Origin of the sequence: Vogesella oryzagri, assembly GCF_040148885.1 — a bacterium.
GTDB classification, from domain to species: Bacteria; Pseudomonadota; Gammaproteobacteria; order Burkholderiales; family Chromobacteriaceae; genus Vogesella; species Vogesella oryzagri.
Genome location: NZ_JBEFLD010000011.1, coordinates 87,435 through 114,156 on the forward strand (window position 1 = coordinate 87,435; position 26,722 = coordinate 114,156).

Genomic DNA, 26,722 nt, shown 5'->3' on the forward strand with positions numbered 1-26,722 from the left:
CGGACGGCGCGACGTGGCGTAGAATCAGACTTCACATGCCGCCACGAGGATTTGCCGTGAGCCAGAAACATCACATTACCGTCGAGGCCCAGGCCTTCTATCTGGAAGAACACTCCAATGCCGTCGACGACCAGTATGCGTTTGCCTACCGCATTACCATTCGCAATACCGGCGAGGTGCCGGCCAAGCTGCTGACCCGGCACTGGTTGATTACCGATGCCAACGACAAGGTGCAGGAAGTGCGCGGCGCCGGCGTGGTTGGCGAGCATCCACACCTGGCGCCGGGCGAGGAGTTTACCTACACCAGTGGTGCCACCATCCGCACGCCGTACGGCACCATGCGCGGCAGTTACCAGATGGAGGCCGATGACGGTGTACGTTTCGATGCCGACATCCCGGAATTTCACCTGATCGCGCCGCGCGTGCTGCACTGACGCGTCTTGCCGTTCTCCTCTCTACTGCCGGGTTGGCCGCATGCCTGCCCGGCGCAGCCTGATTGCCCTTGACCGAATGCGACATTACGCTCATCCCTCGACCCCGGCGCCAGCCGACCGCAACGATCTGCAAACCCTGAAAACCCTGCTGCCCTATCTGTGGCGCTTCAAGTGGCGCGTGCTGCTGGCACTGGTCTGTCTGGTGTCGGCCAAGGTGGCCGGCGTAATGACGCCGCTGTACCTGAAGGACATTGTCGATCAACTGTCGATCCGTAACGTGGTGCTGGCGCTGCCGGTGCTGGCGCTGGCCGGTTATGGCCTGGGGCGCTTGCTGTCCAGCGTGCTGGGTGAATTGCGTGATGCCATTTTTGCCCGCGTGGTGCAGGGCGCGGTGCGCAGCGTGGCGCGCGAGGTGTTTGCGCACCTGTTCCGGCTGTCGCTGCGCTTTCACCTGGAGCGCCAGACTGGCGGCATGAGCCGCGACATCGAGCGCGGCACCAAGGGCATCGGTTTTCTGCTCAACTTCACCGTGTTCAACATCCTGCCCACGCTGGTGGAAATCACGCTGGTGGTGGGCATTCTGCTGCACCGTTACAACGCCTGGTTTGCGGTGGTGACCTTCGGCACCATTGCCATCTACATCGCTTTTACGCTGCTGGTCACCGAGTGGCGCACGGTGTTCCGCCGCAGCATGAACGATCTGGATTCCAAGGCAAACAGCAAGGCCATCGATGCCTTGCTGAACTACGAAACGGTGAAATACTTCGGCAACGAGCGCTACGAAAACCAGCGCTACGACACTAATCTGGCGTCCTGGGAGCAGTCCGCCATCAAGAACCAGGTGTCGCTGTCGGCGCTGAATGCCGGGCAGGGTACCATCATCGCTACCGGCGTCACGCTGGTGATGTGGTTGGCCGCACGCGGCGTGGTCAGCGGCGAGATGACGGTGGGCGATGTGGTGCTGGTGGCAACCTTCCTGACGCAGTTGTGGTCGCCGCTGCATTTCCTCGGCTTTGTCTACCGCGAGATCAAGCATTCGCTGGCCGATATGGAGCGCATGTTCACCTTGCTGAACGTGGGGGCGGAAGTGGCGGACCGGCCGCAGGCGCAGGTGCTGGCCAGCCGCAATGTGCACATCCGTTTTGAGGCGGTGAACTTTGGCTACGATGCCAAGCGCCAGATCCTGCACGATGTCAGCTTCGAGATTCCCGCCGGTCAGACCGTGGCGGTGGTTGGTGCCAGCGGCGCCGGCAAGTCCACGCTGTCGCGGCTGCTGTTCCGCTTTTACGACGTGAGTGGCGGCAGCATCCGCTTTAACGGCGTGGATGGCCGCGAGCTGACGCAGGACAGCCTGCGCGCGCATATCGGCATCGTGCCGCAGGATACCGTGCTGTTTAACGACAGCATCTATTACAACATCGCCTATGGCCGGCCGGACGCCAGCCGCGAGGAGGTGATCGAGGCGGCAAAATCGGCGCACATTCATGACTTCGTGATGAGCCTGCCCGATGGCTACCTCACCACGGTGGGCGAGCGTGGTCTGAAGCTGTCCGGTGGCGAAAAGCAGCGGGTGGCGATCGCGCGTACCATCCTGAAAAACCCGCCGGTGCTGGTGTTCGACGAGGCGACCAGCGCGCTGGATTCGCACACCGAAAAGGCGATCCAGGCCGAGCTGATGAGCATTGCCGCCAACCGCACCACGCTGATCATCGCGCATCGGCTGTCCACCATTGCCGATGCCGACTGCATTCTGGTGATGGAGCAGGGGCGCATCGTCGAGCGTGGCAGTCACCGCGAGCTGCTGGCGAGCGACGGACGTTATGCGCAGATGTGGCGCCTGCAGCAGGAAGGGGAGCCGGAGCCGGCCTGAGGACGCGTTGCGGCCAACGTAAAACGCCCCGCTAACTGGCGGGGCGTTGTGTTTGGTCGCTTACTTACCGCTGCTGGTCTTGCGTAGTGGCTTGCGTTTTTTCTGTGCTTTGGCTGGCGTCGCTTTTTGCTTGCCGACTTTGGGGGTGGTGGCTGCCGATGCTTTGCGCAAGCGGCTGGCCGTCGCCTTGTTGGTGCGCTTGCCGCTGCGGGCCGATGGCTGTGCTTTGGCGCTGCGCTGGCGCAGGGTGCTGGCCTTGCTGCTGCGGCTGGCTTGACGAGGGGCGACGGCTTTGGTCCGGTGCTTGCTCGCCGCCTGGCGTGTCGCCTTGCGTGCCTGTAGTTTGGTCGCGCGGTGCGGGCTCGCCTGCTGGCGCTTGCTGGTCAGTTGCTTGCGACTGGCACTGGGCTTGCTTGCTTTGCCGGCGACGGCGCGGGAGGTTTTCGCCTTGCGCGTTGCGTTCCGGGTGCTGGTTTTGCTGCGCTTGGCCGGTTTGGCGGCGGTTTTGTCTGCTTCCTGATGTGCCGGTTCGCTCTTGCTCTGTGCCGGCGCTTTGGCCGGGTTTGGATTTACCGGTGGCAATTGCAGCGGTTTTGCCTTCGGTGGCTTGGCCGCCGGGGTGGGCTGAAAATCGCCCGGCAGTGGCGCATCTTCGCCTTCGGCATGGCTCAAGCTGGCAGAAAATGCCATTGTGGCGATCAGTAATGCAGCAATGGTGCGAGTTAATTGCATGTGGATAAATTTAGCAGGCAAAACAGCGGTTATGCGGGCGTTGTGGCCCCCGAATGAGGTTGTTATATTAGCACGCCGGTTGTTTGTACAACGAATGGGCCGGCTATCACGCCTAGGAGAACAAGGGAATGAAACAAAACAGAAGAACGCTGCTCGCGGGGATGTTGTTGTCCGTTTTTGCACTGGCCGGTTGCGGTCAGAAACAGGAGGCCCAGCAACAGGCTTCTGCACCGCAAGCCGCTGCGCCGGCAGCGGGGGGCGAGATGAAAGAATACGTGGTGGGCACCGATGCCAGCTACGCACCGTTCGAGTTCCAGAACGACAAGCAGGAAATTGTCGGTTTCGACATGGATGTGCTGACCGCCGTAGCGGCCAAGGGCGGCTTCAAGGTCAAGTTCGTGAATACCCCGTGGGAAGGCATGTTCGCCACCCTGCCGCAGGGTGACCGCGACATTCTGTCGTCCGCCATCACCATTACCGACGAGCGCAAGCAAAGCATGGACTTCTCGGATCCATACTTTGAGGCACGCCAGCTGATCGCCGTTGGCAAGGGTGTGGCCGATGTGAAGTCGTTTGCAGACCTGAAGGCCAAGAAAGTGGCCGTGCAGACCGGCACGACCGGCGACGAAGTCGTGCAGAAGCTGCTGGGCAAGACCAACCCGAACATCAAGCGCTTCGAAAGCATGCCGCTGGCACTGAAAGAGCTGGAAGGTGGCGGGGTTGATGCTGCCGTGGGTGATAACGGTGTGGTGGCCAACTATGTGGCCAACAACCCGCAGCATGGCATGGTGACGGTGGAAGACACCAAGAGCTTTGCGCCCGAGTATTACGGTTTTGCGGTAAACAAGGGCAACAAGGAGCTGCTGGACAAGATCAACGCCGGTATCAAGGCCGTCAAGGCTGACGGTACTTACGACCAGATCTTCAAAAAGTACTTCGGTACCAAATAACAAGTTGTCGCAAACGGCGGGTCTGGGTTGCAGGCCCGCCGTTTGCTTTTAGTATCCGGGAGGGACAAGCATGGATTTCCGCTGGGGCATGATTGCCGAATACGCGCCGTTGTTTATTGATGGCGTGAAAATGACGATGGGTATTACGGTAATTGCCGTGGTGTTTGGCACCCTGATCGGCTTGTTCATGGGGATGGCACGACTGGCCGAGGCCAAGCACGGCGGCATGAAGTACTTTCTCAAATTTGGCGTGCGCATGCCGGCTGGGGCCTATGTTGCCTTTTTCCGCGGCACGCCGCTATTTGTGCAGATTCTGCTGATTCACTTCGCGCTGATGCCGATGCTGATTCATCCGACCGACGGCCTGTTGCTCAACGGCGATGTCGCGCGTGAGATTCGCCAGAACTATGGTGCCTTTCTGTCCGGTCTGGTGGCGCTGACACTGAATGCCGGTGCCTACATCACCGAGATTTTTCGTGCCGGCATCCAGTCCATCGATCGGGGGCAGATGGAGGCCGCGCGCTCGCTGGGGCTGTCCTATGGCCAGACCATGAAGTTTGTGATCGTTCCGCAGGCATTCCGCCGCATGCTGCCGCCGCTGGGTAATGAGGCCATCATGCTGTTGAAAGACAGCTCGCTGGTGTCGGCTATCGGTCTGGCGGAACTGGCGTTTGCCGCCCGTACCGTGGCCGGGGTGTACTCGCGCTACTGGGAGCCGTATCTGACCATTTCTTTCATCTATCTGGCGCTGACCATGCTGATGGCGTGGGGGATTGGCCGCCTGGAGAAAAAGCTGCAGATCGGCGCTCGCTAAGCGTTGCTGCAGTCAGAAAAAGGCCGGATTCCTCCGGCCTTTTTTGCGTCTGTCATCCGGTGTCGCAGCCGCTTGCAGCAGGGCTTTGTGGTAGAATGCGACCATATTTTTGCTCACGTTAACGGATTTCCATGACCGATCAGCTTTTTGCCAAGGAAACACTGCCCGTCAGCCTGGAAGAGGAGATGCGCCGCTCCTATCTCGATTACGCCATGAGCGTAATCGTTGGCCGCGCCCTGCCAGACGTGCGGGACGGCCTGAAACCGGTGCATCGTCGTGTGCTGTTTGCCATGCACGAGCTGTCCAACGACTGGAACCGCGCCTACAAGAAGTCTGCCCGTATCGTGGGCGATGTAATCGGTAAGTACCACCCGCACGGCGACTCCGCGGTGTACGACACCATCGTGCGTATGGCACAGGATTTCTCGCTGCGTTATCCGCTGGTCGACGGTCAGGGCAACTTCGGTTCGGTGGACGGCGACAACGCCGCCGCCATGCGTTACACCGAGATCCGTATGGCGCGCATTGCGCATGAGCTGATGGCGGATATCGAGAAGGAAACGGTCGATTTTGGCCCCAACTACGATGGCTCCGAGCAGGAGCCGCTGATCATGCCGTCGCGCATCCCCAACCTGCTGATCAACGGTGCCGCCGGTATCGCAGTGGGCATGGCGACCAACATCCCGCCGCACAACCTGACCGAGGTGATCGACGGCTGCCTGGCCCTGCTGGCCAACAGCGAGCTCACCATCGACGAGTTGATCGACATCATCCCGGCGCCTGACTTTCCCACCGCCGGTATCATCTACGGTACCGCCGGCATCAAGGAGGGCTACCGCACCGGTCGCGGCCGCGCCATCATGCGTGCCCGCGTGCACTTCGAAGACATCGGCAAGGGCGACCGCCAGGCCATCATCGTCGACGAGATTCCGTACCAGGTGAACAAGGCGCGCCTGCTGGAGCGTATCAGCGAGCTGGTGCGCGACAAGCAGATCGAAGGCATCTCCGACCTGCGCGACGAGTCCGACAAATCCGGCATGCGCGTGGTGATCGAACTCAAGCGCGGTGAAATGCCGGAGGTGGTACTGAACCACCTGTACAAGCAGACCCAGCTGCAGGACAGCTTCGGTATCAATATGGTGGCGCTGGTCGACGGTCAGCCGCGCCTGTTGAACCTGAAACAGATCATTGAGGAATTCCTGCGCCACCGCCGTGAAGTGGTGACGCGGCGTACGATTTTCGAACTGCGCAAGGCGCGCGAACGCGGCCATATCCTGGAAGGCCTGGCCGTGGCGCTGTCCAACGTGGACGAGATCATCGCGCTGATCAAGGCGTCGGATGCGCCGCCGCAGGCCAAGGCCGCGCTGATGGCCAAGGCCTGGCGCTCCGAGCTGGTGGAAAGCATGCTGGCGCGCGTGGACCAGACCCAGGCGCGCCCGGACGGCTTGGCAGAGAACTTCGGCTTGCACCCGGATGGCTATTACCTGTCCGATGTACAGGCACAGGCGATCCTGGATCTGCGCCTGCAGCGCCTGACCGGCCTGGAGCAGGATAAAATTGTCGGCGAATACCGCGAGATCATGGACACCATCATGGATCTCATCGACATCCTGGCTCGCCCGGAACGTATCAACCAGATCATCAATGACGAACTGAATGCCATCAAGCTGCAGTATGGCGATGCGCGTCGTTCCGAGATCGAGCCGTTTGGCGGCGACATCAATATCGAAGACCTGATCACCCCGCAGGACATGGTGGTGACGGTAACCCACGGCGGCTACCTGAAGGCGCAGCCGGTGGACGACTATCAGTCGCAGCGTCGTGGCGGTCGCGGCAAGCAGGCTGCTGCCACCAAAGACGACGATTTCATCGACACCCTGTTCGTGGCCAACACCCACGACTACGTGCTGTGCTTCTCCAGCTTTGGCCGCTGCTACTGGATCAAGGTGTACGACATGCCGCAGGGCGGCCGTACCAGTCGCGGCAAGCCGATTGTCAACGTGCTGCCGCTGGCCGAGGGCGAAAAGATCAACGCCATGCTGCCGGTGAAGGCGTTTGCCGAGGACCAGTACGTGTTCATGTGTACCGCCAACGGTACCGTGAAGAAAACGCCGCTGGCCGATTTCTCCCGTCCGCGCAGCGCCGGCATCATCGCGGTGAATCTGGACGAGGGCGATTACCTGGTGGGCGTGGCGCTGACCGGCGGCAGCGACCAGATCATGCTGTTCTCCAACGGTGGCAAGGCGGTGCGCTTCGACGAGAGCGATGTGCGCGCCATGGGCCGTAACGCTACCGGCGTGCGTGGCATGGCGCTGGCCGAAGGGCAGCAGGTGATTTCGCTGCTGGTGGCCAACAGCGACGAGCAGCAGGTGCTGACCGCCAGCGATGGCGGTTACGGCAAGCGTACTCGGGTGGGCGAGTTCCGCCATACCAGCCGTGGCACCCAGGGCGTGATCGCCATGGACCTTACCGACAAGACCGGCCTAGCACTGGTGACCGCCAGTCTGGTGGAAGACAGCGATGACGTGATGCTGATTACCACCGGTGGCGTGCTGATTCGCACCAAGGTGGCCGAGGTGCGTGAGACCGGCCGCTCTGCACAGGGCGTGCGCCTGATCAACCTGGACGAGGGCGAGAAGCTGATCTGTCTGGTGAAAGTGGCGGAGAGCGAGGAAGAGGCCGAAGGCGAGGGCGAGGGTGACGAGCTTGCGGCCAACGTTGACGCTGGCGAGGAAGCCTGAGCATGAGCCAGGCACCTGCCAACGCGGCATTGCTGCAGGCGATGGGCGAGTTGTTCGTCTCGTTCCCGCATTGCGTCACGTTGGGCTTCCAGTATCTGGGCACCGTGGATCGCAAGCCGACGCTGAAAGTGGAATGGCGTGACGAGCTGGTGGGCAACCCCGCCACCGGAGTGGTGCACGGTGGCGTGATCACCTCCATCGTCGACACCTGCAGCGGGATCGCGGTGACCGCACACATGACCGAGCTGGAAACCATTGCCACGCTGGATCTGCGTATCGACTACCTGAAGGCGGCCACACCGGGCAAGGCCATCTACTGCACCGCGGAGTGCTACCGGATGGCCAACCAGATCGCTTTCACCCGTGCGGTGTGCTATCACGACAGCCCGGACGACCCGATTGCCCATGGGGTGGCCACGTTCATGCGCGACTCCAACCCCAAGCCGATGCTGACGAAGGAGGGCGGGGCATGAGTGCGTTCATGGAAAGCTTCACCCAGCTGCGTGATGCCAAGCGTTACGCCGAAATCATCGCCGCCGTGCCGTATGCGCAGCTGATGGGCGTGGAGTTTGGCGAGGCGGAGGATGGCGAGCTGCAGTTCCGCTTGCCGTTTTACGAGCGCAATGTCGGCAATGTGACCCTGCCGGCGCTGCATGGCGGCCTGATCGGCGGCTTCCTGGAAAATGCCGCGCTGTTACACCTGATGTGGAACAGTGAGTCGCTGGAAGCGCCGAAGATCGTCGACTTTTCGCTGGACTATCTGCGCTCCGGTCGGGCGCAGACGCTGTTTGCCCGCTGCGAGATCACCAAGCAGGGCAAGCGCGTGGCGCATGTACTGATCGAGGCGTGGCAGGACGACCGCAGCAAACCGGTGGCGGTGGCGCGTGCCCACTTCCTGCTGAGCTCCGGCAGTTAACAAACAAAAAAGCCACGCGTCATTGCGTGGCTTGTTCGTATCAGAAGACAAAGAGACAGAGGTCTGACATGGCAAAAGTGTACAACTTCTCGGCCGGGCCGGCGGTACTGCCGCACGAGGTTCTGGCAACGGCACAGGCTGAACTGCTGGATTGGCACGGCTCCGGCATGTCGGTGATGGAAATGAGCCACCGCGGCAAAGAGTTCATGGAGATCATCCATGAGGCCGAGCAGGATCTACGCGAGCTGCTGCAAGTGCCGGCCGGCTACAAGGTGCTGTTCCTGCAGGGTGGTGCGTCGCAGCAGTTCTCGATGGTGCCGCTGAACCTGGCCCCGGCCGATGGCGTGATCGATGTGCTGGATACCGGCCATTGGTCCAAGCTGGCGATCAAGGAGGCCAAGCGCTACACCAACGTCAATGTGGTAGCCAGCAGCAGCGACCGCAACTACGCCTACGTGCCGACACCGGACAGCTGGCAGCGCAGCCCGAATGCCGCCTACTTCCACTACACCTCCAACGAGACCATCGGCGGCCTGCAGTACAGCGATATTCCGCAACTGGGTGATACTCCACTGGTATGCGACATGTCATCCGATTTCCTGTCGCGCGAAATCGACGTATCGAAGTTCGGCCTGATCTACGCCGGTGCGCAGAAGAACATCGGCCCGTCCGGCCTGACGGTGTTGATCGTGCGTGAAGACCTGCTCGGGCATGCCCAGCCGCAGACGCCGACCATGCTCAACTACCAGATTCATGCCGATGCGGATTCGATGTACAACACCCCGGCGACCTACCCGATCTACATTGCCGGGCTGGTCTTCAAGTGGCTGAAGGCACGCGGCGGCATCAAGGGCATCCAGGCGCGCAACGACGAGAAGGCGGGCCTGCTGTATCACGCCATCGACAGCAGCAACGGCTTCTACTACAGCCATATCGATGCGCCGTACCGCTCCAAGATGAACGTGGTGTTCCGCCTCAAGGACGATGCGCTGGAAGATGTGTTCCTGTCCGAGGCCAAGAAAAACGGCCTGGTGCAGCTCAAAGGCCACCGCTCGGTCGGCGGCATGCGCGCGTCCATCTACAACGCCATGCCGATCGAAGGCGTGAAGTCGCTGGTGCACTTCATGCTGGATTTCGCCCGTCAGCACGGTTGAGTACGCTTTGCGGCCAACGTTGGCCGCAAGCAGACAGGCCCGCCCACTATGGCGGGCTTTTTGTTGTTCAGCAAAACGATCAATCTGTTTCCGGCCAAAGCTGGCGGTGCGGCGCAAATGGTTGCACCATGCGCAAAATCGTTAAGGAAACATCATGAAAATGTCACCCATGACCCTGCTGTTGCTGGCCGCCAGTGCCATCGTGTCGCTCAGCATGGGGGTAAGGCATGGCTTTGGCTTTTTCCTGCCGCCAATGACGCAGGAATTCGGTTGGACACGCGAAACCTTTGCCCTGGCGCTGGGCATCCAGAATCTGATGTGGGGCGCGGCGCAGCCGTTTGCCGGTGCGTTTGCCGACCGCTATGGCCCGGGGCGGGTGCTGGTGATCGGTGGCCTGCTGTATGCGGCGGGCCTGGCCTTGATGACGGTATCCGCCAATGGCTGGCTGCTGTCCGGTTCCGCCGGGCTGCTGCTGGGGCTGGCGCTGTCCTGTACCACTTATAGCGTGGTGTTTTCCGTGATCGTGCGTGCGGTGCCGGATAGCTATCGTTCCAGCGCCATGGGTCTGACCGCGGCCGCCGGTTCCTTCGGCCAGTTCCTGATGGTGCCGATCGAGCGCGGGCTGATCGATGGCCTGGGCTGGATGCCGGCGTTGCTGGTGCTGGCGGCATTGTCGGCCCTGTTGGTGCCGTTGGCCGCACCGCTGCAGCGCGCCTATGTGCGTGCGCCGGCAGTGCCGAAGGCGACGCTCAGTGTCTGGCGTGGCATCACCCATGCTTTTGGCGAAGCCTGGCAGCAGCGCTCCTTCCGCCTGCTGATGGCCGGCTATTTTGTCTGTGGTTTCCAGGTGGTGTTTATCGGTGTGCATCTGCCGGCCTACCTGCGCGATCACGGTCTGGCCGGCAATGTCGCCAGTACCGCGCTGGCGCTGATCGGTCTGTTCAACATCGCCGGCACGTATATTTCCGGCAAGCTGGGTGGGCGTTATTCCAAGCCCTACCTGCTGGCCGGTATTTACTTTGTCCGCAGCGTGGTGATTGCCATCTTCCTGCTGTTGCCATTGACCAGTACCTCGGTGGCGGTGTTTGCCGCGGCCATGGGCTTCCTGTGGTTGTCCACCGTGCCGCTGACCAACGGTGTGATCGTCAGCCTGTTCGGCATCAAGAACCTGGGCATGCTGTCCGGCGCGGTGTTCTTCTCGCACCAGGTTGGCAGCTTCCTCGGGGTCTGGCTGGGCGGGGTGATTTATGACCGTACCGGCAACTACGATCTGGTCTGGGGACTGGCGATCGGCCTTGGGGTTGCCGCGGCGCTGGCCAATTTGCCGGTGAAGGAAACGTTGGCCGCACCGGCAGAGGTGCGGGCATGAGAGTGCTGGCCTGGGCGCTGTTGACGGCGATGACGGCGCTGGGCTTCTGGGGCTATCTGCAGCCCAATTTTGTCGTCAATCTGGGTAATATGCTGTCAGCCTGTTTTTAAGGAGTAGCCCATGCTGACCGCAGCCTATCGCACGCGCCTGCAACAATTGTGGCAAGAGGGCGAGGCGCACGATGCGCGTCACGCGGCCCGTGCCGACAAGCGCCTGAATATCACGCCGGATACCGGCATGTTCCTGTATCAGCTGGTGCGCGCCCGCAAGGCGATGTCGCTGCTGGAGATCGGCACCTCCAACGGTTATTCCGCCGTCTGGCTGGGGCTGGCGACACAGGCGAACAAGGGTCGGCTGCGTTCGGTAGATCACAGCGCACACAAAACCGCACTGGCCAGCGCCATGCTGGATTCGTTCGGCCTGCAGCACACGGTTTCATTGCTGACCGGCGATGCCTTCGGCGTGCTGGCCGGCTGCGACGATGAATCGGTAGATATGCTGTTTCTGGACGCTGACCGGTCACGTTATGCCGGCTACTGGCCGGAAATCGCCAGAATTCTCACCCCTCGTGGCATTGTGGTAATGGACAATGCCATTTCGCACGCCGAAGAGTGTGCGGATTTCCGTGCCGCAGTGCTTGCGACCCATGGCTATCTCGCGGAAACTTACGAGATCGGTAAAGGCCAGTTTGTCATCCTGAAAGACCTCTGAATCGTGTCGGAAGAACTGCTCAAGCAACATCGTGACGCCATCGACAATATCGATGTCGAAATTCTCAATCTCCTCAATCAGCGCGCCCAGCACGCCCGGGACATCGGTGAAATCAAGGGCGGCGGTATTATCTATCGTCCGGAACGCGAGGCGCAGGTGCTGCGTCGCGTCAAGGACCTGAATCCCGGCCCGTTGCCGGGCGAGTCGGTGGCCCGGTTGTTCCGTGAAGTGATGTCGGAATGCCTGGCGCTGGAAAAGCCGCTGTCCATCGCCTATCTCGGCCCGGAAGGCACTTTTACCCAGTTGGCCGCACTCAAGCATTTTGGCCACGCTGCACGCACCGTCGCCTGTGGCTCTATCGACGAGGCTTTCCGCCTGGTGGAAGCGCGCGCGCTGGATTACGTGGTGGCGCCGGTGGAGAATTCCACCGAAGGTGCCATCGGCCGTACGCTGGATCTGATGGTCAGCTCGCCGCTGAAGATCTGCGGCGAAGTGGTGCTGCGCATTCACCACCACCTGCTGCGCAAGGATGGCACCATGGACGGCATCCGCCGCGTGTATGCTCATGCCCAGGCGCTGGCGCAATGTCACGAATGGCTTAACAAGAATTTGCCGGCCAGCGTGGAACGCGTATCGGTAGCCAGCAATGCCGAAGCCGCCAGGTTGGCCGCAGAAGAGCCGGACTGTGTCGCCATTGCCGGCCAGGCTGCGGCCGAACGTTACTGCCTGGTGAAGCTGGCGGAAAACATCGAAGACGAGCCCAACAACACCACGCGTTTTCTGGTGCTGGGCAATCAGGATGTCGGCCCGACCGGGCAGGACAAGACCTCCATCATCGTGGCGGCGCCCAATCGCCCGGGTGCGGTGCACTACCTGCTGGAGCCGCTGGCGGCCAACGGCGTGTCGATGACCAAGTTCGAATCGCGTCCGTCGCGCGCCGGTCTGTGGGACTACGTGTTCTTCATCGACATGGAAGGCCATGCCCAGGATGCCCATCTGGTTCAGGCATTGGCCGGTTTGCGAGAGCGCACGGCCTTCGTGAAGGTGCTCGGCGCCTATCCGCAGGCGGTGCTGTAAGTGGCTGCAGCGCGCCGGGCCTTGTGCCCGGCGCGCTGCTTTCTACGCCAAGATTCATTTGTGGAGAGCCCGCTAGCCGCGGGTGCAAGCACGCCATGACTATTCAATCCATTTGCCTGTTTTGCGGCTCCAGTAGCGGCAGCAATCCTGCCTACAGCGACGCCGCACGCGAGCTGGGCGCCACGCTGGCCGCCCGCAATATCAACCTGGTGTACGGCGGTGGCAATATCGGCCTGATGGGGGTGGCCGCCGATGCCGCGCTGGCTGCCGGTGGTCGCGTCATCGGGGTGATTCCCGGTTTCCTGAAAGAGAAGGAAGTCGCCCACGACGGCCTGTCCGAGCTGCATGTCACCCAGACCATGCACGAGCGCAAGGCGCTGATGGAAGACCTGTCCGGTGGTTTTATCGCGCTGCCCGGCGGCTTTGGTACTTACGACGAACTGTTCGAGATGCTGACTTGGGGCCAGTTGTCCGTGCACCAGAAGCCGATCGGCCTGCTCAATGTCGCCGGCTTCTTCGATCCGTTGCTGGCCATGGTGCAGCACGGCGTGCGTGAAGGCTTCATTCGCGAATCCAACCTGGCGCTGTTCGTGGTGGCCGACACGCTGCCGGTGCTGCTGGACGGCATGAACAGCTATCGTGCCGCTCCGGTGGCCAAATGGCTGTCGCACGACCGTATCTGAGTCCGTTCCCATGATTATCGTGATGGCTGCGAGCGCGACGGCGCCGCAAATCGATGCCGTGGTTGGCCGCATCCGTGCTGCCGGGCTGAGTGAGCACATTTCGCGCGGTACCGAGCGCACCATTATCGGCGCGGTGGGCGACGAGCGGAGCTTGAGCGCCGATATGTTCGAAACCATGCCCGGCGTCGAGCGCGCCATGCGCGTGGTGAAGGACTACCGCATGGTGTCGCGCGAAGTGAAGCCGGACAGCAGCGTGGTGTCCATTCGTGGGGTGTCCATTGGCGGGCCGCAGTTGCAGCTGATTGCTGGCCCCGGCGCCATAGAAGACGCCGCGCAACTGACCGCGCTGGCGGGGGACCTGCGCGCACAGGGGGTACGACTGCTGCGCGGCGGTGCGTTCAAGCCACGTACCAGCCCGTATGCGTTTCAGGGTGTGGGCGAGGTTGGTCTGGAATATCTGCAACAAGCCGCCCGCGCGCACGGCATGCCGATGATCAGCGAGATACTGGATGTACGGCTGCTGGATACCTTCCTGGAATATGACGTTGACGCCATTCAGGTGGGGCCGCGCAATATGCAGAACGTGCCGCTGCTGCGCGAACTGGGGCGTATCAACAAGCCGGTGCTGCTGTATCGCGGCGTATCTGCCACGCTGAGCGAGTGGCTGATGGCGGCGGAGTACATCGCCATCGGCGGTAACCATAACATCGTGTTGTGCGAGCGCGGCATCCGCAGCTTTGAGCCGGCGGCGCGCCACGCGCTGGATATCAGTGCCATTCCGCTGCTCAAGCGCGAGACGCACTTGCCGGTGCTGGTGGACCCCAGCCATGCCGGTGGCCGTGGCTGGCTGGTGCCGCCGCTGGCTGCTGCCGCCGTGGCCGCTGGTGCCGATGGTCTGGTACTGGAAGTTCATCCATCGCCGCAGGACGCCTGGTGCGATGCCGAGCAGGCCATTACCCCGGCCGAGCTGCAAGCACTGCGGACGCAGTTGCAGCCATTGGCGGCCGCGGTTGGCCGCAGCCTGTAATGCCGTGACACCTTTCTTCTGCGACAAGGAAATGCCGTGAGCGAAAACGCTATCGTCAAGCTGCAGCAGCTGCAGGACTACCGTTTTGATAACCAGTTTGCCGACGTCGCCCAGCCGTTGCAGACCGACGAGCCGGCGCCGCTGGGCGGCGGTAGCGGCCCGTCGCCGTCGCAGCTGTTGGCGGCGGCGGTCGCCAATTGCCTGACGGCCAGCCTGCTGTTTGCCGCGCGCAAGTTCCGGGTGGCGCTGGAGCCGCTGTCGTGCGAGGCCAATGCGGTGGTGGATCGCAACGAGCGCAATCGCCTGCGGGTGCAGCGTATCGATGTGGTGCTGCGCGCCGGGCAGCCGGTGGCGGTTGCGGCCAACCTGGAGCGCCTGCTGGGTAGCTTCGAGGACTTCTGCACCGTGTCGCAAAGCGTGGCACAGGGCATCCCCGTGCATGTCACGGTGCTGGATGCCGACGGTGCCGTGTTGAAACCGCCTGCCTGAGTGCGTCTTGTTAATAAAAAACCCGCCATACGGCGGGTTTTTTATTGCTGGCGAACAGCGCTCAGACGTAGCGCAACAGCAGTGGTACTAGCAGCTCGGCGGCCCAGCCCAGCAGTAACGGCGCGGCCACGGCGGTCATGATCACCCCCGGCCAGGACAGCCAGCCTTGCTGCTGCTGGCTGAACCACAGGCACAGCCGGTACAGCAGGTAACCGCCGGCAGCGACCAGCGGCGGCAGCATGGCGTAGGCCTGCAGCGGACGATCCGCCAGCACGGTGCTGAGCGTGACCAGCCCCAAGTGCAGGCACAGCTGCGACAGCGCATAGGCGGTCATCAGCGGCGGGACGCCTTGCAGGCGGATGCCGGCGCGGCCAACCTGCAGCGTGCCACAGGCCAGCAGCAGGGCGGCAATGCCGGTCCAGGCATACGGGTACAGAAAGGGTAGCCAGACCGGCACCACCGCCAGCGTGGGCAGGGTCAGGCGGAACAGGATGGCACAGATGAAATAGGCGCCGATGAAGGCCAGCACCGCCGGCAGGCTATCGCTGGCAATCAGCCGCCACAGTGCATGCAGCACATACAGGGCGAGGGGTGCCAGCAACAGCAGGCTGGAGATGTCCGGACTCATGCCTTGCCAAGTACCCGCAGCAGCGCCTGCGACATCAGCTCCGCCATTTGCGCCAGATAGTGGGTCTGCATTTCCAGGGTGAAGCGCTGGGCATCGTCGCTGGCGATCACCAGCATGCCGAACGGTTCGGTCCCATCGCGCAGCGCCAACTGGGCGAACGACTGCAGTACCGGCGTGGCCGGGAACCAGCTGATGATTTCGTCGTTGGCATAGGGGCCGCAGTAGGGGGCGGACAGATTGCCGGCCAGCAGGCGGATGTCCTGTCGGCTGTTGTACAGCTCGCTGCTCTCCGCGCCCGGATGCCACAGACGTAGTGCCACGCGCGGCAGGCCAAAGTGTTCGGCAAAACTGTGCTGGATGGCGTGGTGCACTTCGGCCAGCGTTTGGCCGCGCAGCAGAGCGACTGCCAGCTTGTGACTGCGTGCCACGATCTGGTCGTTCTGCTCGCCATGGCGGATCAGCTGCGTCAGCCGGGCCTCCAGTTGACGGTTGCGATCTTTCAAATCCAGCATCTGGCGATCGGCAAACGACACCACCCGATCCTGCAGCGGCTTCAGGCCATAGCGCGGCGCATGGCTGGCCAGGAAGTCCGGATTGTCGTCGAGGTAGGCCAGAATCTCTTCAGCTTGCACAGAACACTCCTTTCTTGCGGGCGGCCATGTTGGCCGCTAAACGTCGATTTCGCCGTTGAACACGGTCACGGCCGGGCCGGTCATCTTTACCGGCAGGCCGGGGCCGCCCCAGGAAATGGTCAGGTCACCACCACGGGTGTGCACGCGCACTACCTTGTCCAGCAGGCCGCGACGGATGCCGGCTACCACGGCGGCGCAAGCGCCGGTGCCGCAGGCCAGGGTCTCGCCGGCACCGCGCTCATAAACACGCAGGCGGATTTCACCGCGGCCGACAATCTGCATGAAGCCGGCGTTGACGCGCTCCGGGAAACGGCTATGACGCTCGATCAGCGGTCCTTGTTCCGCAACCGGGGCAGTATCGACGTTATCGACCACCTGCACCGCGTGCGGGTTGCCCATCGACACCACGCTGACATCCACCGAATGCTCGCCGGCTTGCAGCGGGTGGGTGATGGCATCGCCTTCGGCGATGAACGGGATATCCAGCGGAGCAAAGCGCGGCACACCCATGTCCACGGTGATCAGGCCGTTGTCGTCCAGCATCGGCACGATCACGCCCTTGGCGGTTTCCACGCGGATGGCGCGCTTGTTGGTCAGCTTCTGCTCGGTGACAAACTTGACGAAGCAGCGTGCGCCGTTGCCGCACTGTTCCACCTCGCTGCCATCGTTGTTGAAGATGCGGTAGCGGAAGTCGTTTTCCGCCGCGTGCGGCGCTTCCACCAGCAGCAGCTGGTCAAAGCCGACGCCGGTGTGGCGGTTGCCCAGCTGACGCAGGCGCTCCGCTGTCAGGTGCACGGTCTGGCGCACGCCGTCGATCACGACAAAGTCGTTGCCCAGGCCATGCATCTTGCTGAACTTGAGTTTCATGGGTGCTCGGAAATAGCAGAAAAATGGTCTTCATCATAACCGATTCACCCGGCCTGTCATGCAAATTCACCGCCGTATCCAGCGACGGTTTATGGTTGGCCGCCGCCTGCCGATTGGCCTGTGACGGCGCGCCGGTATAAATTCAAACGATTGATTGACACCTTACTGACCGGTAAGTAGAGTCGCCGCATGAAAGCGGAAAACGACGCGCGCGGCGATACGCGCAGAAAGATTCTGGATCTGGCGGAAACGCTGCTGCTGTCGCGTGGCTTCAATGCCTTCAGCTACCAGCACATCAGCGCCGGGCTGGGGGTGCGCAATGCCGCCATCCATTACCACTTTGCGCGCAAGACCGATCTGGGCGTAGCGCTGATTGAGCGCTATCGCCGGCGCTTTGCCCGCTTCATCGCGGCGCAGGCCGGGCTGGCGCCGGCCGAGCAGCTGGAACGCTACTTCATGCTGACCGACACCTATTTTCAGCGCCAGCAGATCTGCCCCAGCGGCATCCTGTCGGCCGAGCTGCAGACGCTGCCGGCGGAGATGCAGCAGGTGGGTGGGCTGTTCGTGGCGGAAATGCGCGCCTGGGCGGTGGACATCGTGGCGCGTGGCCGGGCGGATGGCAGCATGCAGTACGCCGGCAGCCCCGCCGGCATGGGCGCGCTGATGTTTGCCACCATGCAGGGGGCGCTGCAACTGGCGCGCTTCGACGAGGATGCCATCGGCAGTGTCAAGCGCCAGCTGCGGCAGCTGCTGGGCCTGGCTGCCGAGGCCGCCGGCGCCAACAATACCAACAGCACAGCAACAACACACGAGGAGTCACAACAATGAGCACACTCAAAAACAGCATGTGCCGCATGGTGGACAAGACCGCGGCGCTGCCGGCTGGTCTGCGCAGCTGGGCGATCACCAAGATGTTCGGCAAGTTTGTCCCGTTCCTGGGTACCGCCGGCCTGGTGTTCGAGGAAGTCAGCCGCGAGCGCATGGTCGTCAGCGTCAAGAACCGCAAAAAGGTGCAAAACCACATTCACGGCCTGCACGCGGCGGCGATGGCGCTGCTGGCGGAAACCGCCACCGGCTTTGTGGTGGGCATGAATGTGCCGGATGACAAGCTGATGCTGCTCAAGTCGATGAAGGTAAGCTACTTCAAGCGCGCGCAGGGCAGTATGAAGGCCGTCGCCACGCTGAACGCGGAGCAGGTTGGCCGCATGCAGCTGGAAGAAAAGGGAGACGTGCTGGTCGAGGTACTGGTTACCGATGAATCCGGCGAAGCACCGATTGCCTGCGAAATGGTGTGGGCCTGGGTGCCCAAGAAACGCAAGGAGGGCTGAGCCGTGAACTACAGCACGCTGACGGTGGCCCTGCAGGGGCAGGTGGCGCATGTGGCGCTGAATCGCCCGGACAAGGCCAATTCGCTGAACGAAACCATGTGGCAGGAGCTGCAGGCCGCGCTGGAGTGGTGCGATGCCGAGCCGCAGGTGCGCGCGGTGGTGCTGTCTGGCAACGGCAAGCATTTCTGTGCCGGTATCGATCTGACCATGTTGCTGGGAGTGCAGCAGTCGGTAGAAGACAGCTGCGACGCACGCAAGCGCGAGAAACTGCGGCGGCTGATCCTGCAGCTGCAGGCCAGCGTCAACAGCCTGGAGCTGTGCCGCAAGCCGGTGATCGCCGCCATCCATGGTGCCTGTGTCGGCGGCGCGCTGGACATCGTGCTGGCGGCGGATATCCGCATCGCCGCAGAGGGAGCCGTGTTCAGTGTGCGCGAGGTGGAGGTCGGCATGGTGGCTGACGTGGGTACCCTGCAGCGGCTGGCGCGGGTGGTGGGCGAGGGCAATGCCCGCGACATGGCGCTGACGGCGCGTGACGTATCGGCGACCGAGGCCGCACGCATGCATCTGGTCAACCGCGTATTGCCGGATGCCGAGATGGCGCTGGCCGACGCGCTGGCCACTGCCGCGCAGATTGCCGCCAAGTCGCCGCTGGCGGTGCGCGGCACCAAGGAAATCCTCAACTACAGCCGCGACCACAGCGTGGCCGACAGCCTGAATTATGTAGCTACCTGGAATGCGGCGATGCTGCTGTCAGAAGACATCCAGCAGGCGGTGATGGCGGCGGTGACCGGCGGCAAAGTGACGTTCCGCGACTGAGCGTTGTCGGTAAAGCAAAAAGGTTGGCCGCAATGCTGCGGCCAACCTTTTTTATTCGCTCCACCGGGGCGGGTGCCCCGTCGTGGCAAGTGTCTAACGCTCAGCCTTTTTCCAGCCCGTGCTCTACTGCGTACACCGCCGCTTGCACCCGGCTGGACAGCCCCAGCTTGCGCAAGATGTTCTGCACATGCACTTTCACCGTGCTTTCCGCCAAGTCCAGCGCGCGGGCGATTTCCTTGTTGCTGGCGCCGCGCGACAGCCAGGCCAGGGTCTCCCGCTCGCGCGGGGTCAGGCTTTCCAGTTCCGGGTTGCGGGCTTCCGTGGCCGGTGCCCGCAGCCGGGCCACCAGTTTGGCGGTCATTTCCGGCGACAGCACGCTATCGCCATCCACCGCGCGGCGGATGCTGGACAGCAAAAAGTCGGCATTGATGTTTTTCAGCAGGTAACCGCGCGCGCCGCTCTTCATCGATTCGGCCAGGTCGTCGCCATCTTCGGACACGGTCAGCATCAGTACCGCAAGCTGCGGCTGGGTGACCAGAATCTGCGCCAGCGCTTCGCGGCCGTTCATCTGCGGCATGTCGATGTCCAGCAGCACGACGTCCGGTTTCAGTTGTTCTGCCAGCTTGACGCCTTCCAGGCCATCGGCGGCTTCGCCGACGATGTCGAAGTCGGGCTGGCGCTGCAGCAGCGCTTTCAGGCCGCTGCGGAACAGGGTGTGATCGTCTACCAGCAAAATGCGGATGCTGTTGCTCATGCGGCTTGTCTTTCAGTTTGGGGCAGGGTGAGGCACACCTCGGTACCGCTGCCGGGCATGGGGCGGATGGCGATGCGGCCGTGGATACGGGCAGCGCGCTCCTGCATGATGGAAAGGCCGACGTGGCGCGCCTTGCGTGCCTCGAAACGCTGCTGGTCGAAACCGCAGCCATCGTCACGAATGGTCATCACGAAGTCGGCCTCGTTACGGATGTCGATGCTGACATGGGCGGCCTGCGCATGCTTGCGCACATTGGACAGTGCTTCCTGCAGGATGAAGATCACCTGCAGCTGCTGTTGCGGGTCCAGCGGCAGGCCGTTGCCGTGCATCACCAGCTGGGTGGCAACCTGCGTCTGCTGTTCGAAGCGCGCCAGCAGGGTGTGCACCGCGTCGTTGAAGTCTTCCTTGTTGATGCGGGTGCGGAAGTTCAGTAGCAGCTCGCGCACGTCTTCGTAGCATTCCTGCACCCCGGTACGGATGAAGCCCAGGTTCTCCTGCGCCTGTTCGGTCTCGCTGCTGGCCATGGCGGCTTCCAGCATCTGCACCTGCAGATTGAGGAAGGACAGCGATTGCGCAATGCTGTCGTGCAGGCCCTGTGCCATCAGGTTGCGCTCTTCCGCGACGGCAAACTGGCGGTCACGCGCGGCCAGGCGCTGGTTTTCAATGGCCAGCCCCAAGTGATTGCCCAGCGTTTCCAGCAGGAACTGGTCCTGTGGCGACAGCGGCGTTACCTTGCGGAAATACAGGGTGAAAATGCCGACATTGCTCTGGTTGTGGCGGATGTGGAATACCGAGATTTCCTGGAAGCCGGCGCGCTGGCAGTGTTTTTCCTCGGCGTGCTGCATGCGGTCGAAGCGGCGGATGACGGCAAACGGTTGCGGTACCGCTTCGCCGCAGTGGCAGCCTTCCAGCGGCGCGCAGTGGTCGTCGGCCAGCATCTCGGCCGGCAGCCCGTGTTCGGCGATCAGCTCCAGCCGGCCGCGCTTGACATCGACCAGCCGCACGCTGCCGGCATCGGCGCCGGTCAGCTCGATCAGCCGGCTGATGAAACCGTCGCACATGGTTTCCAGCTCGTGCGATTCATGCAGGAACGAGGTGGTGCCATACAGCGCGGTGAGGTGGCGGTTTTTCTCTTCTACCGAGCGGGTTTTGTCCACCACCTTCTGTTCCAGCGTGGCATACAGGTCTTGCAGGTGGTCCGCCATCTGGTTGAAGCCGGTGGACAGCAGCGCGAACTCGTCGTTGCCGCTGACTTCCACCCGCGCTCCCAGCTCGCCGTCACGCAACCGGGTGATGGCCTCGCCCAGGGTGTTGAGCGGGCGGATCACCAGCAGGAACAGCAGGAACATCATGGTGAACGAGCCGACAATCGCCATGGCGATCAGCGCCATCTGGAAGAAACGCAGCAAGGTGGTATTGCGCGCGTTGTCTTCTTCGATCAGCCGCACCAGGCGGTCGATACGGTCGACAAAGCGGGTGACGTCGGGACGGACCTGGTTGTTGGGGCGCGGCGGCTGCGCGGCGGCGCGCTGCAGTTGCGGCAGGATCTCGCCATGCCAGTGCTGTTCGATTTCCTCGGCCTGTTGTCGTACCGCGGCATTGTCCGGCAGGAACAGCGGGCGCGCCGGGTCGCCCTTCTTCAGGCGGGCGAGGGTGTCGGTGAAGTCCTGCTGCTCTTGCTGAATGGTGGTCAGCGGCGCGTTTTCGCTGACCAGCAGCGCCACGTGGTAACTGCGCATGCGCAGGCTGCCGGCATCGTTGATGGCGGCGGCGCCGCCTTCCAGTTTCCACGACAGCACCAGGGTGTAGCCGATGGAGGTCATCGCCAGCAGCAGCCAGGCGACGGTAAGCATCAGCAGCTTGCTGGACAGACTGCGCATTTGCGGCGTTTGGCTGAGCATGTTAGGTCGTCCGGTGGATAGGCAGGGCCATGCCGGCGCGGCACAATGACAGGCAGTCTGGAGTTGGCCGCAGCGCGGCCGGGGCAGAAGAGGGCATGGCGTAACTTTTGCTGACAATACTGACAGCTCTACCATAGCGCTGCGGCGCTGTCGCCACAATCCGCCAAAAGGAGAGGGTGTGCAGAAAGTACTGGGCATTGCCGGCTGGTCCGGCAGTGGCAAGACCACGCTGATCGAGGCCTTGCTGCCAAGGTTGGCCGCACGCGGCCTGCGCGTGTCGGTGATCAAGCACAGTCACCACGATATCGAGCCGGATGTGCCGGGCAAGGATACCTGGCGCCATCGCCAGGCGGGGGCGGCCGAGGTGATGCTGCTGTCGCCGCACCGGGTCGCGGTATTTGCCGAGCTGGCAGAGGCGCTGACGCTGGAACAGCAGCTGGCGCGGCTGCAGCCGGTGGATCTGGTGCTGCTGGAAGGGCAGAAATGGGAGCCGGTGTCCAAGCTGGAGGTACATCGCCCGCAGCTTGGCAAGCCGCTGCTGTGCGCCGATGACAGTCGGGTGCTGGCAGTGGCCAGCGATGCCGTGCTGGACATCGCGCTGCCGCAACTGGCATTGAACGATTACGACGCTATCGCCGATTTCATCGTGCGCTGGCAGGAGGAAGGCAAGTGAGTATCCGTATTCTGTATTTTGGCCGTCTGAAAGACGTGCTGGGTCGTGGCGAGGAAACACTGGACTGGGCCGGTGGCGACAGCGCCGCGCTGTTGGCCGCACTGCGCGGCCGGGGCGAGGACTGGGCCGAGGCGCTGGCTGCCGGCAAGGTGTTCCGCCTAGTGGTGAACCAGCAGGTGGTGCGCGGCGAAGTGCCGATTCCGGATGGCGCCGAAGTCGGCATCCTGCCGCCGGTCACCGGGGGCTGATATGCACTGCCACATTACCGTACAGCAGGACCGTTTCGATCTGGCGGCAGAAGAAGCCGCACTGCGCGCCGTGGCCGGCGACGCCGGCGCGCTGGTAGCGTTTCAGGGCATGGTGCGCGGCCATGATGCCGCTACACCGTTGGCCGCATTGTTCCTGGAGCACTATCCGGGGGTGACCGAGGCCGAGATCGGCCGCATTGCCGACGCTGCCGCCGGGCGCTGGCCGATCAGCGCAGTGCGGGTGGTGCATCGGGTCGGCCGCCTGGTGCCGGGTGAGCAGATCGTGCTGGTGCTGGTGGCCTCCGCCCACCGCAAGGCGGCATTTGCCGCTGCCGAATACCTGATGGATTACCTGAAGACCGAGGCGCCGTTCTGGAAGCGCGAGGATTTCACCGACGGCAGCAGTCGCTGGGTGGATGCCAAGGCCAGTGACGACGCCGCCGCCGCCAGCTGGCGTGACTGAAACTAGCCCTGCTGAACCTTGGCGTGCCGGCTTGGCGGTGGTTCTCCGCCGGTAAACGCCCCCCTGTTTCGCCATCGCTGCGCGTGCTTGAGCGAGGCCGCCGCGCCGTTACGGCAAGCGGTGCGGCAATGTGTTTCCCGCCCGGCCGATTCGGCTAATTCGCTGTCGCCGGCGAACGCGCTGCCCGCCGCGACAGGCCGGCGCCATCACGCATCTGCCCGTGGACCCGCTAACGCACTGCAAACGCCGCTACCGGCAGTGCCGCCGCTGGCCGACTACTGCGGCATTCCGGCCGGCCGCACCGCCCCGCGGCCGGTACCGTTGGCCTGTTGTCGCGCTGCCGAACACCATGGCCGGCACGTAGTCCCGATCTTGCTGTTGTCATCTACACCATCCGAACTAGTCTCCCCCGCCAAACGGCGCTGTACGGCTAATCCCTAATCCTTGCAGGGTCACCCCTACCGGCCAATGTTGGCCGCATGGCCGAGCGCGTACTGTGGGAGTGTCTCAATAGTGCGGATAAGAACATCATGGCCTCACAAACCTACAAGCAATACGCGGTGCTGGCGTCCAGTACCGTGTCGTTCACCATCTGCTTCATGATCTGGATGATGTTCGCGGTGCTGGGTATCCCTATCAAGCAGCAGCTGGGCCTGAACGAAACCGAGTTCGGCATCCTGGCGGCCACGCCGGTGCTGTCCGGCTCGCTGATCCGCGTGCCGCTGGGGATCTGGACCGACCGCTTCGGCGGCCGCATCGTGCTGTTCACCCTGATGCTGGCCTGTGTGGTGCCCATCTACGTGATGCAGTTCGCTACCCAATTCTGGCATTTCCTCGCCATCGGCCTGTTTGTCGGCCTGGCCGGCGGCTCGTTCTCGGTGGGAACGCCGTACGTGGCGCGCTGGTTCCGCAAGGAGCAGCAGGGTCTGGCGATGGGGGTGTTTGGCGCCGGTAACGCCGGTTCCTCGCTCACCAAGCTGATCGCCCCCAGCATCATCGCCATCGGCGGCTGGCAGCTGGTACCCAATGTTTACGCCGCGGTGATGCTGGTCGCCGCCATCCTGTTCTGGGTGTTCTCCTATCACGACCCCAAGCATCTGGTGTCCAGCAAGGTGAGCTTCCGCCAGCAGCTGGCGCTGATCAAGAACCCGGCGGTGATGCGCTACTGCCAGTACTACTCGGTGGTGTTTGGCGGCTATGTGGCGCTGGCGCTGTGGATGACCAAGTACTACGTGGCCGAGTACGGCTTCGACATCAAGCATGCCGCGTTCCTGGCGGCCTGCTTCTCGCTGCCCGGCGGTGTGCTGCGCGCGATGGGCGGCTGGCTGTCCGACAAGTACGGTGCCTACAAGGTGACCTGGGGCGTGATGTGGGTGTGCTGGATCGCCTTCTTCATCCTGTCCTACCCGCAGACCCACTTCATCATTCAAACCGTCAAGGGTCCGCAAGGTTTCGACATCGGCCTGAACGCCACCATGTTCACCCTGGTGCTGTTCGGTGTCGGCGTGGCGATGGCGGTGGGCAAGGCGTCGGTGTTCAAGTTCATTGCCGACGAGTTCCCGGACAACATCGGCGCGGTATCCGGTGTGGTGGGTCTGGCCGGCGGTATGGGTGGCTTCCTGCTGCCGATCATGTTCGGTGCGCTGGTGGATATCACCGGCGTGCGTTCCAGCTCCTTCATGCTGCTGTACGGCACCGTGTGCGTCTCGCTGATCTGGATGCACTTCTCCTTCCGCGCCGTGCGTCGCGCCGAAGAGCAAAAAGACGCCCAGCTGGCAACGGCTACCCGCTGATGGCATGCGCGTTTCACTGACCAATTTCGATGGTATCGGGGCGGCAGGGGCCGCCCTGTAGAGAGGATGACATCATGTCTCATGTACTGACCCGCTGGGAGCCGGAAAACACCGCCTTCTGGCAGCAGGACGGCAAGGCAGTAGCCCGCCGCAACCTGTGGATCTCGATTCCGGCGCTGATGCTGGCGTTCATTATCTGGCAGGTGTGGAGCGTGGCAGTGCTCAACATGCCCAACATCGGCTTTACCTACACGCAGAACCAGCTGTTCTGGCTGGCGGCACTGCCGGCACTGTCCGGCGCCACCATGCGCATCTTTTACAGCTTCATGGTGCCGATTTTTGGCGGCCGCAAGTGGACGGCACTGTCCACCGCCAGCCTGCTGATTCCGGCGATCGGCATCGGCTTCGCGGTGCAGGACCCGAGCACCAGCTACGTCACCATGGTGATGCTGGCGCTGCTGTGCGGTTTCGGTGGCGGTAACTTCAGCTCCTCGATGTCCAACATCAGCTTCTTCTTCCCGAAAGCCGAAAAGGGCACTGCGCTGGGCCTGAATGCCGGCCTGGGCAACCTGGGGGTATCGGTGGTGCAGTTCGTGGTGCCGATCGTGATCACCATGGGCCTGTTCGGCGCCTTTGGCGGCGAGCCGCAAACCTGGGTGAAAGGTGCGGCCACCAAACAGATGTGGCTGCAGAACGCCGGCTTTGTGTGGGTGCCGTTCATCGTGCTGTCCACCATCGCCGCCTGGTTCGGCATGAATGACATCGCCTCGGCCAAGGCATCGTTTGCCGATCAGGCCGTGATCTTCAAGCGCAAGCACAACTGGCTGATGTGCTGGCTGTACATCGGTACCTTCGGTTCCTTCATCGGCTTCTCCGCCGGCTTCCCGCTGCTGGTCAAAGGCCAGTTCCCGGATGTCGACCCGACCAAATACGTGTTCTTCGGCCCGCTGGTGGGTGCGCTGGCGCGTCCGATCGGTGGCTGGCTGTCCGACAAGATCGGTGGTGCCAAGGTGACCCAGGTAGTGTTCCTGCTGATGATTGCCGCGGTATTCGCCGTGATCGGCTTCCTGCCGCATGGCGGCCAGGGCGGCAGCTTCCAGGGCTTCTTCGCCATGTTCCTGTGCCTGTTCGCGCTGACCGGTATCGGTAACGGTTCCACCTTCATGCAAGTGCCGGCCATCTTCCTGACCCTGCACAAACGCATGGCTGGCAAGAGCGAAACCGCGCAGAAACAGGCAATGGCCGAAGCCACCAAGGAAGCCGCTGCGGTACTGGGCTTCTCCGGCGCCATTGGTGCCTACGGCGGCTTCTTCATTCCGAAGAGCTACGGTACGTCCATCGCGCTGACCGGTGGTGTGGATGCCGCGCTGTATGCCTTCATCTGCTTCTACGTGACTTGCGTGCTGATCAACTGGTGGTTCTACGCCCGTAAAAACGCCGAGATCCCGTGCTGATCTGACCCTTCTCCAAGCTGCAGACTGGCTTCTGCAACTTCTTCCGCGCCCCTGATCGGGGCGCTTTTTTTTGTGCATGGCAGCAAGGTTGGCCGCAGTGCGGCAGGCGTAATCCCTAGATATGGATCAAGGCTGCTGCGCTGCGATGACGGCTATACGTCTTGCGCCGCAGTTACGGGATGCAGCGCGCAGACGCTG

28 protein-coding genes are annotated in these 26,722 nt (G+C 62.7%); 22 read left to right on the forward strand and 6 right to left on the reverse strand.

Annotation, left to right across the window (positions count from 1 at the left end; translation table 11 throughout):
* Positions 1 to 56 precede the first annotated feature (56 nt).
* Together apaG and ABNW52_RS18015 are read left to right on the forward strand one after the other, a co-directional pair.
* The gene (gene apaG / locus ABNW52_RS18010) at positions 57 to 434 is read left to right on the forward strand and encodes a Co2+/Mg2+ efflux protein ApaG (RefSeq protein ID WP_349590905.1); all 378 of its coding nucleotides are present in this window, start codon (positions 57 to 59) and stop codon (positions 432 to 434) included.
* A gap of 76 nt (positions 435 to 510) precedes the next feature.
* Complete coding sequence (locus ABNW52_RS18015; protein WP_349590908.1) at positions 511 to 2,304, forward strand: ABCB family ABC transporter ATP-binding protein/permease; 1,794 nt, start codon at positions 511 to 513, stop codon at positions 2,302 to 2,304.
* A gap of 60 nt (positions 2,305 to 2,364) precedes the next feature.
* On the opposite strand, the gene ABNW52_RS18020 is transcribed toward ABNW52_RS18015, so the two are convergent.
* Positions 2,365 to 3,057, reverse strand: a complete 693-nt coding sequence (locus ABNW52_RS18020) for a hypothetical protein (RefSeq protein ID WP_349590911.1) — start codon at positions 3,055 to 3,057, stop codon at positions 2,365 to 2,367.
* 107 nt (positions 3,058 to 3,164) lie between these two features.
* Here ABNW52_RS18020 and ABNW52_RS18025 point away from each other — a divergent pair, with 107 nt between their 5' ends.
* The 12 genes from ABNW52_RS18025 (at position 3,165) to ABNW52_RS18080 (ending at position 14,967) form a co-directional block, all read left to right on the forward strand.
* Positions 3,165 to 3,986 (forward strand): basic amino acid ABC transporter substrate-binding protein, encoded by an 822-nt coding sequence (locus tag ABNW52_RS18025; RefSeq protein WP_349590913.1) that lies wholly within the window; start codon positions 3,165 to 3,167, stop codon positions 3,984 to 3,986.
* 70 nt (positions 3,987 to 4,056) lie between these two features.
* A complete protein-coding gene (locus ABNW52_RS18030; RefSeq protein WP_349590917.1) occupies positions 4,057 to 4,800 on the forward strand; it encodes an amino acid ABC transporter permease in 744 nt (247 codons plus the stop codon).
* Positions 4,801 to 4,931: 131 nt separating this feature from the next.
* Positions 4,932 to 7,541: a DNA gyrase subunit A gene (gyrA, locus tag ABNW52_RS18035; protein ID WP_349590920.1), complete on the forward strand. Its 2,610-nt coding sequence runs from the start codon at positions 4,932 to 4,934 to the stop codon at positions 7,539 to 7,541.
* Between the two features lie 2 nt (positions 7,542 to 7,543).
* Positions 7,544 to 8,014, forward strand: coding sequence for a PaaI family thioesterase (locus ABNW52_RS18040; RefSeq protein WP_349590922.1), 471 nt, complete (start codon positions 7,544 to 7,546; stop codon positions 8,012 to 8,014).
* Positions 8,011 to 8,457, forward strand: a complete 447-nt coding sequence (locus tag ABNW52_RS18045; protein WP_349590925.1) for a PaaI family thioesterase — start codon at positions 8,011 to 8,013, stop codon at positions 8,455 to 8,457. The genes ABNW52_RS18040 and ABNW52_RS18045 overlap by 4 nt, the downstream gene beginning before the upstream one ends.
* A 68-nt stretch (positions 8,458 to 8,525) precedes the next feature.
* Positions 8,526 to 9,611 carry a 3-phosphoserine/phosphohydroxythreonine transaminase gene (gene serC / locus ABNW52_RS18050; RefSeq protein WP_349590928.1) on the forward strand — a complete coding sequence of 362 codons (1,086 nt, stop codon included), beginning with the start codon at positions 8,526 to 8,528 and terminating at the stop codon, positions 9,609 to 9,611.
* Positions 9,612 to 9,765: 154 nt separating this feature from the next.
* Positions 9,766 to 10,980: an MFS transporter gene (locus tag ABNW52_RS18055; protein WP_349590931.1), complete on the forward strand. Its 1,215-nt coding sequence runs from the start codon at positions 9,766 to 9,768 to the stop codon at positions 10,978 to 10,980.
* A 120-nt stretch (positions 10,981 to 11,100) separates the two neighbouring features.
* Positions 11,101 to 11,691, forward strand: coding sequence for an O-methyltransferase (locus tag ABNW52_RS18060; protein ID WP_349590934.1), 591 nt, complete (start codon positions 11,101 to 11,103; stop codon positions 11,689 to 11,691).
* A gap of 3 nt (positions 11,692 to 11,694) precedes the next feature.
* On the forward strand, positions 11,695 to 12,768 hold the full coding sequence (gene pheA / locus ABNW52_RS18065; protein ID WP_349590937.1) for a prephenate dehydratase: 1,074 nt from the start codon (positions 11,695 to 11,697) through the stop codon (positions 12,766 to 12,768).
* A 95-nt stretch (positions 12,769 to 12,863) separates the two neighbouring features.
* Entirely contained in the window at positions 12,864 to 13,451 is a 588-nt protein-coding gene (locus ABNW52_RS18070; protein ID WP_349590939.1) for an LOG family protein, read from the forward strand.
* 10 nt (positions 13,452 to 13,461) lie between these two features.
* Entirely contained in the window at positions 13,462 to 14,478 is a 1,017-nt protein-coding gene (gene aroF, locus ABNW52_RS18075; protein WP_349590941.1) for a 3-deoxy-7-phosphoheptulonate synthase, read from the forward strand.
* A 36-nt stretch (positions 14,479 to 14,514) separates the two neighbouring features.
* On the forward strand, positions 14,515 to 14,967 hold the full coding sequence (locus tag ABNW52_RS18080) for an OsmC family protein (protein ID WP_349590944.1): 453 nt from the start codon (positions 14,515 to 14,517) through the stop codon (positions 14,965 to 14,967).
* A gap of 61 nt (positions 14,968 to 15,028) precedes the next feature.
* On the opposite strand, the gene ABNW52_RS18085 is transcribed toward ABNW52_RS18080, so the two are convergent.
* The 3 genes from ABNW52_RS18085 to dapF are packed head-to-tail and all read right to left on the reverse strand — an operon-like array spanning position 15,029 to position 17,094.
* Positions 15,029 to 15,595: a hypothetical protein gene (locus tag ABNW52_RS18085; protein WP_349590947.1), complete on the reverse strand. Its 567-nt coding sequence runs from the start codon at positions 15,593 to 15,595 to the stop codon at positions 15,029 to 15,031.
* Positions 15,592 to 16,227, reverse strand: a complete 636-nt coding sequence (locus ABNW52_RS18090) for a DUF484 family protein (RefSeq protein ID WP_349590949.1) — start codon at positions 16,225 to 16,227, stop codon at positions 15,592 to 15,594. Before ABNW52_RS18090 ends, ABNW52_RS18085 begins: the two co-directional genes overlap by 4 nt.
* 36 nt (positions 16,228 to 16,263) lie before the next feature.
* Entirely contained in the window at positions 16,264 to 17,094 is an 831-nt protein-coding gene (gene dapF, locus ABNW52_RS18095) for a diaminopimelate epimerase (protein ID WP_349590952.1), read from the reverse strand.
* Positions 17,095 to 17,283: 189 nt separating this feature from the next.
* On the opposite strand from dapF, the gene ABNW52_RS18100 reads away from it, so the two are divergent.
* Genes ABNW52_RS18100 through ABNW52_RS18110 form a run of 3 tightly spaced genes read left to right on the forward strand, consistent with a single transcriptional unit; the run spans position 17,284 to position 19,238 of the window.
* Positions 17,284 to 17,922, forward strand: a complete 639-nt coding sequence (locus ABNW52_RS18100; RefSeq protein ID WP_349590954.1) for a TetR/AcrR family transcriptional regulator — start codon at positions 17,284 to 17,286, stop codon at positions 17,920 to 17,922.
* A complete protein-coding gene (locus ABNW52_RS18105; RefSeq protein ID WP_349590956.1) occupies positions 17,919 to 18,422 on the forward strand; it encodes a DUF4442 domain-containing protein in 504 nt (167 codons plus the stop codon). The genes ABNW52_RS18100 and ABNW52_RS18105 overlap by 4 nt, the downstream gene beginning before the upstream one ends.
* A gap of 3 nt (positions 18,423 to 18,425) precedes the next feature.
* Positions 18,426 to 19,238: a crotonase/enoyl-CoA hydratase family protein gene (locus ABNW52_RS18110; protein ID WP_349590959.1), complete on the forward strand. Its 813-nt coding sequence runs from the start codon at positions 18,426 to 18,428 to the stop codon at positions 19,236 to 19,238.
* A 100-nt stretch (positions 19,239 to 19,338) separates the two neighbouring features.
* Here ABNW52_RS18110 and ABNW52_RS18115 read toward each other — a convergent pair whose 3' ends face one another.
* A complete protein-coding gene (locus ABNW52_RS18115; RefSeq protein ID WP_349590961.1) occupies positions 19,339 to 19,992 on the reverse strand; it encodes a response regulator transcription factor in 654 nt (217 codons plus the stop codon).
* Positions 19,989 to 21,893: a type IV pili methyl-accepting chemotaxis transducer N-terminal domain-containing protein gene (locus ABNW52_RS18120; protein ID WP_349590964.1), complete on the reverse strand. Its 1,905-nt coding sequence runs from the start codon at positions 21,891 to 21,893 to the stop codon at positions 19,989 to 19,991. Before ABNW52_RS18120 ends, ABNW52_RS18115 begins: the two co-directional genes overlap by 4 nt.
* A gap of 178 nt (positions 21,894 to 22,071) precedes the next feature.
* Here ABNW52_RS18120 and mobB point away from each other — a divergent pair, with 178 nt between their 5' ends.
* The 5 genes from mobB (at position 22,072) to ABNW52_RS18145 (ending at position 26,524) form a co-directional block, all read left to right on the forward strand.
* Positions 22,072 to 22,566, forward strand: a complete 495-nt coding sequence (gene mobB / locus ABNW52_RS18125) for a molybdopterin-guanine dinucleotide biosynthesis protein B (protein WP_349590967.1) — start codon at positions 22,072 to 22,074, stop codon at positions 22,564 to 22,566.
* Positions 22,563 to 22,814 (forward strand): MoaD/ThiS family protein, encoded by a 252-nt coding sequence (locus ABNW52_RS18130; RefSeq protein ID WP_349590970.1) that lies wholly within the window; start codon positions 22,563 to 22,565, stop codon positions 22,812 to 22,814. The genes mobB and ABNW52_RS18130 overlap by 4 nt, the downstream gene beginning before the upstream one ends.
* 1 nt (position 22,815) lies before the next feature.
* Positions 22,816 to 23,277 carry a molybdenum cofactor biosynthesis protein MoaE gene (locus ABNW52_RS18135; protein WP_349590972.1) on the forward strand — a complete coding sequence of 154 codons (462 nt, stop codon included), beginning with the start codon at positions 22,816 to 22,818 and terminating at the stop codon, positions 23,275 to 23,277.
* A 530-nt stretch (positions 23,278 to 23,807) separates the two neighbouring features.
* Positions 23,808 to 25,070 carry an MFS transporter gene (locus ABNW52_RS18140; RefSeq protein ID WP_349590974.1) on the forward strand — a complete coding sequence of 421 codons (1,263 nt, stop codon included), beginning with the start codon at positions 23,808 to 23,810 and terminating at the stop codon, positions 25,068 to 25,070.
* 74 nt (positions 25,071 to 25,144) lie between these two features.
* A complete protein-coding gene (locus tag ABNW52_RS18145; RefSeq protein ID WP_349590976.1) occupies positions 25,145 to 26,524 on the forward strand; it encodes a NarK family nitrate/nitrite MFS transporter in 1,380 nt (459 codons plus the stop codon).
* Positions 26,525 to 26,722: the final 198 nt, after the last annotated feature.